Origin of the sequence: Pseudoalteromonas sp. SG44-1, from assembly GCF_014164315.1 — a bacterium.
Classification (GTDB): Bacteria; Pseudomonadota; Gammaproteobacteria; order Enterobacterales; family Alteromonadaceae; genus Pseudoalteromonas; species Pseudoalteromonas rhizosphaerae.
Genome location: NZ_JACJEW010000030.1, coordinates 54,462 through 62,581, shown reverse-complemented (window position 1 = coordinate 62,581; position 8,120 = coordinate 54,462). Strand labels below are relative to the sequence as shown.

4 protein-coding genes and 4 tRNA genes are annotated in these 8,120 nt (G+C 41.4%); all 8 read right to left on the bottom strand.

Annotated elements, in window-relative coordinates:
• Positions 1-72: 72 nt before the first annotated feature.
• Positions 73-1,344, bottom strand: coding sequence for a class I SAM-dependent DNA methyltransferase (locus H5187_RS14595; protein ID WP_259401730.1), 1,272 nt, complete (start codon positions 1,342-1,344; stop codon positions 73-75).
• A 57-nt stretch (positions 1,345-1,401) separates the two neighbouring features.
• Complete coding sequence (locus H5187_RS14590) at positions 1,402-4,842, bottom strand: DEAD/DEAH box helicase family protein (RefSeq protein WP_182797982.1); 3,441 nt, start codon at positions 4,840-4,842, stop codon at positions 1,402-1,404.
• Between the two features lie 70 nt (positions 4,843-4,912).
• Positions 4,913-6,049, bottom strand: coding sequence for a CRISPR-associated ring nuclease Csm6 (csm6, locus tag H5187_RS14585; RefSeq protein ID WP_182797981.1), 1,137 nt, complete (start codon positions 6,047-6,049; stop codon positions 4,913-4,915).
• 174 nt (positions 6,050-6,223) lie between these two features.
• Positions 6,224-6,313: transfer RNA gene (locus H5187_RS14580), tRNA-Ser, on the bottom strand.
• A 148-nt stretch (positions 6,314-6,461) separates the two neighbouring features.
• Entirely contained in the window at positions 6,462-7,502 is a 1,041-nt protein-coding gene (nadA, locus tag H5187_RS14575; RefSeq protein ID WP_149982565.1) for a quinolinate synthase NadA, read from the bottom strand.
• Between the two features lie 207 nt (positions 7,503-7,709).
• Positions 7,710-7,785 (bottom strand) — tRNA-Lys (locus tag H5187_RS14570).
• A 71-nt stretch (positions 7,786-7,856) separates the two neighbouring features.
• Positions 7,857-7,932: transfer RNA gene (locus H5187_RS14565), tRNA-Lys, on the bottom strand.
• Positions 7,933-8,004: 72 nt separating this feature from the next.
• Positions 8,005-8,080 (bottom strand) — tRNA-Lys (locus H5187_RS14560).
• Positions 8,081-8,120 lie beyond the last annotated feature (40 nt).

Sequence of the window (8,120 nt, the reverse complement as noted above, 5' to 3'; positions counted from 1 at the left end):
GAAAACAGTTAAATAAATTGACTGATGATGATCAGTTAAGCTAATTTAAAAACGGCTCTACAAAATGATAAATCAAGTGATCAAAGCTGATGAGAATCGGTGATCAAAGTCATGAGAATACGCAAGTATGGCGGTAGATACACCGGCGTAGGGTTTAAACACGCCACTTGGCAGTGAAATTACCGCTTCTAGCTGGTTGTTGTCTACCAATAATTGGCGCAGTTGTACGTGCGCTTTTGATGAGCCAAATAATACGCCGTCGGGTACGATAGTGGCTGATTGCCCGCCTACTTTTAACATGCGCTCAATAAGGGCTACAAACAGCAGCTCGGTTTTTTTAGTTTTTACTTTACGTAATAACTCGGGGCACACGTCTTCTTCGTCTAGGCTGCCTTTAAATGGCGGGTTGGCGAGTATAATGTCGTACCCTTCTTTGGCCTTTTGCGGGTAGTGCTCTTTAAAGTTTTGGCTTAGGGTATCTTGATAATGAATGCCCGGTTGTTTAATGCCGTGCATTACTAAGTTCATGGCGGCTACGCGTAGCATGGTGGCGTCAAAATCAAAGCCGTTGAACATGTTTGTATCTATGTGGGTGCGCTGCTCTGGGGTAATTAAGTCGCCTGAATACAGTAAGTTTTCAAGCGGTTTTCCGCTGTCATCAAGCTGTATATTGCCATTTACGTCAAGCACTGGCTCGCGCTCTATGCCCTCGACTGAGGTGTATTTTTGTAATAGGTATTCGTAACTTACCGACAAAAAGCCACCGGTGCCGGTTGATGGGTCACAAATTTGGCTGGTGGTGCTTGGGTCCATCATTTCGACCATGGCGCGTATAATGTGGCGCGGCGTTCTAAACTGGCCGTTAATGCCTGCGGTGGTGAGTTTACTAAGCAAATATTCGTATAAATCGCCTTTGGTGTCTGAGTTTTCAAGGGGTAAGTCGTTTACCATTTCAACGGCTTTTACCAATAAGCTTTGCTTTTGGATCATCAATTGCGCGTCTTTCATAAACTCGTTAAATACCGCGCCTTCTGGCGATACGTCGTCTGAGGTTTTTGAAAAGAACGGAAACAGCTCATCTTTAACCAGTTTGTATAACTCTTCAGCCCCTAAATGACGCAGGTTTTGCCAACGAATGTGTTGCTCGGCGTCGGTAAAGCGGCGGTTAAACGGCTTTTTGGTTCTCGCGAAACGTTTTTCGTCGGCTTGCTCGTTCATGTCGAGCATACGGGCGTACATTAAAAAAGTAATTTGCTCTACTACGGTAAGCGGGTTAGTTATTCCGCCTGTCCAAAATTCTTCCCATAGTTTATCGATTTTACTTTTTAAAGGTCCGGTTATCATTAATGTGTATCCTAGTTAGTGCTGTTTAATCGCGAAGTAAATTACGCGCTTATAAAATTAAAGGTGTATTTGCTTTTCGACGCTTTGGGCTTTGTTGCCTAGTTTTACGTCAAACTGCTTAATAAATTGCTCGATTACGTCGGCTTGTTGCTGGCTAAATACGCCATCAAGCCCCATGTCGTGTATTTGTGTAAAAGGTGCATCGTAAAGCTGGGCTATTTCAATAGAGCCGTGGCGAATTAGGTGGTTTTTTAACATACCAATAAAGCGCTGTTGTTTGGCATTTACATGGGTGTGTATTTGCTGCACAAAGGTAGTAAAGCTCTGCTCTATGGCGTTTTTGTCCATACCGACTATGGTACGCAATATTTTATCGAGCGTCGCGGTTGATTCGGGAAAAAACTCTTTTAAGGTATTTAAATCAACACTTGGGTTTTGCGTATGCACTAACGAACTTAATTGTGCTAAGTCGGCCTCGGTTACTTGTTCGCCATTGCGGATTTTTTTAAGTACGCTGTCGGTTTCAAATAATGGGGTGAGTGTTTTTTCAACCTCTTGGCGATATATTTGATAATCAATAGAGACTATTTTTGTGAGCCTGTCGGCTTCGTGTATTTGGTTGGTGTCTTCGGTTATATCAAGTATAAAAGCAGTGGGTGGCGGTGCTATATCTTTATTACGCAGGTGTATAATACTGCGTAAATTAATACGGCTTTGCTCAAGTGCTGCATGGGTTAAATACTGCCAATATTGCTCTGTTTGTATTTCTGCTATTGCAGGTGCTTTGCTACGCACTTCGTTTAAGTGCATTTGTAGCGACTCAACCTTGTTCATTACACTTTGTTTAGCTAAATCAATTTGGTTTGCATCAGTAAGTAACAGCGTTTGAATAGTGGTTAGCTCAGAATCAAATTTGTACGCTTCACTTTGCCCCATGATGTTACGCCACTGCATAAGCGGCGCTACTTTTTCGAGTAAGTCGCTGGCTGTGTTGGGCGCAAATTGATTAAGGCGTTTTAGATCTTTATAGGTTTCGACCACTTGCCAGTTGTCGCGTACTGATATTGATTCCATTGGCAGTAAACAAATATCGCCGTGAATTAATTTAATTGTTTGGTCAAACACATCCATATTGGCTTTTTTAAGGGCGGTTTGGGCAAGGGTTACCCGCGCTTCAAATAGTTTTTGCAGTAGAGATTTAGCTTGTTTTACGTCTTCTTCTTTTGGGTTTTCGTCAAAGTATTCAAAGTTAGCCCAGTGGTCGAATATTAAAAAGTGGGTTTTGTGCTTGCCTGCGCCATACAGGTTTTCGCATAAGCGTGTGCCACGGCCAATCATTTGCCAAAATTTTACTTTTGATTTTATGGGTTTTGCAAATACAAGGTTTACGCACTCGGGGACGTCTATGCCGGTGTCGAGCATATCGACCGATACGGCAATGCGTACGCTGTTTTCGTCGCTTGATTTAAAGTCGTCTATTAGCTCTTCGGCGCGTTCGTACTTTGAGTGAATAACGCGACAAAAATTAGCACCATGTTGTGGGTAAAGCTCACTAAACAGCTGCGCCATTAATTCGGCGTGGGCTATGTTACGAGCAAATATAATAGTTTTACCAGGTAGCTGGCCGTCTTTATCGCGCAGGCCTTTTTCCATTAAATTACGAAGTATTAGCCTGTTGGTGTCTTTATTTTTAATAGCTTCGTCTATTTGTTTTGCGTCAAAGTTGAGTTCGTTAGGGTCAATCCCTTGCTCTTCTAGTTGGGCTATTTGCTCATCGGTTAGGTTGTCTTTTTTAATGCCTTCGCGTAAAAACTGTGTGGTGTAACTTACAATTTTGTATGGGACTAAGTTGCCTTGTTCTATGGCGTCTTCAAGTGGGTAATTGGCTGTTGGCATTTTGTAATCACAGCTAAACAAATCACAGGTTGAGCGCGATACCATTTCTACCGGCGTGGCGGTTAAGCCCACTTCTAGCGCGTCAAAGTATTTAAAAATATCGCCATAAATATTGTAAATTGAGCGGTGCGATTCATCAGCCACGATCAGGTCAAAGTAGCCTACGTCGTACTTGTTCATTATGCGCAGCATGCCTGGGTAAGTCGCGATAAATACGCGCGCACTCGCTGCGGTATTTTTAGCGCTTTTTCCTACAATGTGTACTGGCTCTTTAGTGTGTTCGGTAAAGGCATTACCCGCTTGTTTACGTAGCTCTTTTCGGTCACATAAAAACAGTACGCGCTTTGCCCAACCCGCATCAAGTAAACGCTTAGCAAGCGCAATAGATACGCGTGTTTTACCTGTGCCGGTTGCTTGCACAATAAGCGCTTTGCGGTGTTTGTCGCTAAAGCGCTCACAAACACGGGTTATGGTTTCCATTTGATACAAACGCCCTGCTACTGCAGTATCTATTGGCGTGGTGTTTAGATCTTTTTTCAGCGTGCGCTGCTTTATTAAGTACTGCAGGGAATCTTTTGAATAGTAACCGTATAATCCACGGCTATTATAGCCTTGCGCATCATCTAGGATTTTTATATCCCACCCGTTTGAATAAAAAATAACAGGGCGTTGACCAAATTGTTTTTCGAGCGCGTTGGCATAAAGCGTTGCTTGCTCACGGCCTTTTTCGATGTTTTCACGGGCGCGTTTGGCTTCTATTACAGCAAGTGGCTTTCCGTCGTCATCCCATAAAACGTAATCTATGTAGCCAGTGCCTGTTGGCGTTGGTTGCTCATTTACCTTTACTTCTTTGCCTACTTCATCGGTAGAAACATCATCAAGTGCAACATGCCACCCTGCTGCGCGTAAGTCTAAATCGATAATTCGTTTGCGGGTTTCGTCTTCATTAAAGTTAAAGCTAGATGTAATTGCACTATTATTTGTTTGCAATTCAGTGAGTTTATTTTGATCAATAACACTTTTAAGTTTGGCTGCTTCTTTTTGAGCCAATTGCTGCGCTTGCTGAGCGGCTTCTAATTCATTTAACGCTTGTTTCAATCGAAGTTTATTTTCTTCTAGCTGCTTTGATAGTTGCTTATTTTGTTTTGCAAAAGCGGCATCTGTTTGGTTAGTTAATTGAGTAAGTTCGGGTGCAGTAAATTCTGGTAAGTCTTTTTGATCGCCATTGGCAAAAGCCATATAAAGATAACAAGAAATAAAGTAAGTTTCTTTTAAAATCCATACCGCTTCTTGCTGACTTACTTTGCCTTCGTGCGCTGCTCTGTTACCGCTTTTACGTATAGCATGCAGTTTATCTTGTATTTGTTGTGGTACTGCTGATTTAAAGTTGTCAGCAATGAGTTTATCTTGAAAAGTCGAATTAGGGTTGGCAGGTAAACAGAGCTCTTTATAAATGAAGCCTACGACTTTTTCGGCAAAGCAACGTAATTTAACCAATGAACTTTGCGGATCGGTAATCGCATACTCTTCTGCAAAAGCGGCTAACTGGTGTAGTTCTGGCCATTGTTGCTTAATATGTTCAAAGTTCATTGATTGCTTCATTCTTCGTTACTTCCTTATAAACTAATTTACCAAACTTATTTATTTTTATGCATTTGCAAGCTTGTGAAGTTTAAGCCGTTATATTTATTTTTATGTTATGTGTTACTGCACTTAACCAGTAGCTTGTTTCAAAACTTTGGTTATTAGAGTCAATCGCTATTTTTTTAGCAAGCTCGTTGGGTAACAAATTTTTTATTTTATTGTTTATCCGGCTGCGTGTTTGCTGTACAAACGTTTTTTCCATTACTTTTAAATTACTGTGTAAACCATCTCTAAAGTCTTCTGGTTCTACGCCAAACGTATCACGGAATATACGTAAATCACTGCTATTTTGCTGTAAATGCGTTAGATACTCTTTGCTGTAGCTCAATGTTTCTTCAAAGTTACGGTCAACAATTAAGCCAGTTTTTCCACTTTGACTATATTTGTTTAACCATAAATAAAAGGCGCATTCTTTGGCGGTAAGTTTAATTTCTACCCCTGCAAAGGTAAGTGTTTTTGCCTTAGCATTTACTTCAAGAGCTAAATCTTTTTTATGTGCTGAGTTTAAACTTGCTACTGTTTGGCTAAACGAGGCACTTTGCATATTCGTAATGAGGGTTTCGTCGATTGATTGGCGCATACGTACAAATGGTATTTCGGCAAGTGTAACTTGCGCATTTTTACAGTTAACTTGTTTGCCATTTTTACCGTCGATCATGTGGTTGTATGGTGTTGGGTAGTAAAAGTCTCTTACAAATTCAAACTCGTCGTTTACAAATACGTGGCTGAGTGAATCTTGCTCGCCCCCTAATAATGACATTGCATAACCTAAATAAAACGCCATGGTTTTCCGCCCACCCGCGATTGAGGCATGAATACTAATGTTATTTTTATTAGTAAGCTCAAATACTTTACGGGTAATAAAATCAGCCATATAAGTTTGTTCTATTTCAGATTTTGCATCATCAATAGGTTGGCCTTTGTTGTCTTCTATTAGCCATATATTTTCATCGGGAAGTTTAATATTGGGAAGTTGGTAGTCTGCTATTAATTTAGCTAAGTGACCTTGCTTAAATAGTCCATCAGTAAGCATAGCCTTTGTGCTTTTTGTAGTTATAACAAAAATCTCTTCGGGTATAGGCTTACCCTGCTGATGAAGAGCGTAAAGCGTCTCAGTTAATACTTGAGGGCTTGCACCAATAACTATTAGTAGGATATGTTTCATCAAGAATCCTTTTGTTGAATATTTAGCATCATAGCCAAATTTGTAACTGAATGGAACTTGTTTGAGTTCAATGAATTAAGTTACTAGATAAAGGGGGCGTATTGATATATAAAATTAGAAGCTTTATTGATAAGCACAAAAAAGGACGCCATGAGGCGTCCTGATATAGAATAATGGCGGTGAGGGAGGGATTCGAACCCTCGTTAGGGATTAACCTAAACACACTTTCCAGGCGTGCGCCTTCAGCCACTCAGCCACCTCACCGCAGGCGTTAATGTATAACGCGGCGTAATAGTATGAAATAGCACGCGGCGGTGCAAGGTGTTTTTCCCTTTTGCCTGTTAACTGCCTAGTAAACAAACAAAAAAGGCCGCTGATAGCAGTATCAGCGGCCTTATCTTTATAACTTGGTTTAGCGTTGGAGTGACGCTGAGAAGTCGAGCATCCGATTAAGCGACTTGAGTGCGCCTTCACGAAGGTCCATATCTACAAACACTTCTTTGCCAGTTGCATCTAATAACGCTTCCTCAATCGCTTTGAGGCCGTTCATTGCCATCCACGGGCAGTGCGCACAACTCTTACAGGTTGCGCCTTCGCCAGCCGTTGGGGCGGCAACAAATTCTTTATCTGGGCATAACTGCTGCATTTTATAAAAAATGCCGCGATCTGTAGCTACAATAAACTTTTGATTGTTCATCGTTTGTGCCGCTTTGATCAATTGACTGGTTGAACCTACTGCATCAGCTAACGCTACAATCTCTGCTGGTGATTCTGGATGAACCAAAACGCCAGCATCAGGGTACAGCGCTTTCATGTCTTTTAACGCTTTGGTTTTAAATTCGTCATGCACGATACATGCGCCATTCCACATGATCATATCAGCGCCAGTATTCTTTTGAATATAGGCACCTAAATGTTTATCTGGGCCCCAAATGATTTTTTCACCCATTTCATCTAGGTGCTCAACAATTTCAAGGGCACACGATGAGGTAACAATCCAATCAGCGCGAGCTTTAACGGCAGTTGATGTATTTGCGTATACAACTACTTTACGATCAGGGTGCTGATCACAAAACGCAGAGAACTCATCAATTGGGCAACCAATATCAAGCGAACAGGTTGCTTCTAGTGTTGGCATAACCACGGTTTTATTCGGTGTCAGTATTTTTGCTGTTTCACCCATAAAACGTACACCGGCAACGATAATCATGTCGGCATCGTGCTTAGCACCAAAGCGAGCCATTTCTAGCGAATCAGCAACACAACCACCGGTTTCTTCTGCAAGCGCTTGAATTTCAGGATCAGTATAATAATGGGCAACCAATACGGCATTTTTATCAATCAATAATTGTTTGATACGTGCTTTGTATTGCGCCTGCTCATCATTATTCAATGGAGCTGGTTTAGGAGGAAAGATATAACCTTCAGGCATAATAGTTTGAGCTAAATTCATTTCTCGACCACTTAATCTACAGTGCAATTATGGGGCGGATTATACGAGAATATAAAACTAAATAACAGTAATGGTGAGTAAAGCAATTTGATTAACGCAATTATATTTAGCTTGACGATGATTATGTAAGTGTTTTTTGCTTTTTATATGAAGCGATATGAATTTACTAACTGGGAGTCAGATAAACTGAAATTGAATAAACCAGAATGGTGGGTCATGATGGACTTGAACCATCGACCAATGGATTAAAAGTCCACTGCTCTACCAACTGAGCTAATGACCCGCTCTGATGTGCCTAAGCACGCTGCGTAAATCCGCCGATTATAACCACTCTACTATTCTACGAATAAAGAATGGTGGGTCATGATGGACTTGAACCATCGACCAATGGATTAAAAGTCCACTGCTCTACCAACTGAGCTAATGACCCGCTCTGATGTGCCTAAGCACGCTGCGTAGATCCGCCGATTATAAACCACCCTATTATTCAACGAATAAAGAATGGTGGGTCATGATGGACTTGAACCATCGACCAATGGATTAAAAGTCCACTGCTCTACCAACTGAGCTAATGACCCGCTCTGATGTGCCTAAGCACGGTGCGTGAATCCGCCGATT

Bases quoted from the DNA above. Each gene is read 5' to 3' on its own strand.
- csm6 (WP_182797981.1), bottom strand. From the start codon at position 6,049: ATGAAACATATCCTACTAATAGTTATTGGTGCAAGCCCTCAAGTATTA.
- H5187_RS14595 (WP_259401730.1), bottom strand. From the start codon at position 1,344: ATGATAACCGGACCTTTAAAAAGTAAAATCGATAAACTATGGGAAGAA.
- H5187_RS14590 (WP_182797982.1), bottom strand. From the start codon at position 4,842: ATGAAGCAATCAATGAACTTTGAACATATTAAGCAACAATGGCCAGAA.
- nadA (WP_149982565.1), bottom strand. From the start codon at position 7,502: ATGAATTTAGCTCAAACTATTATGCCTGAAGGTTATATCTTTCCTCCT.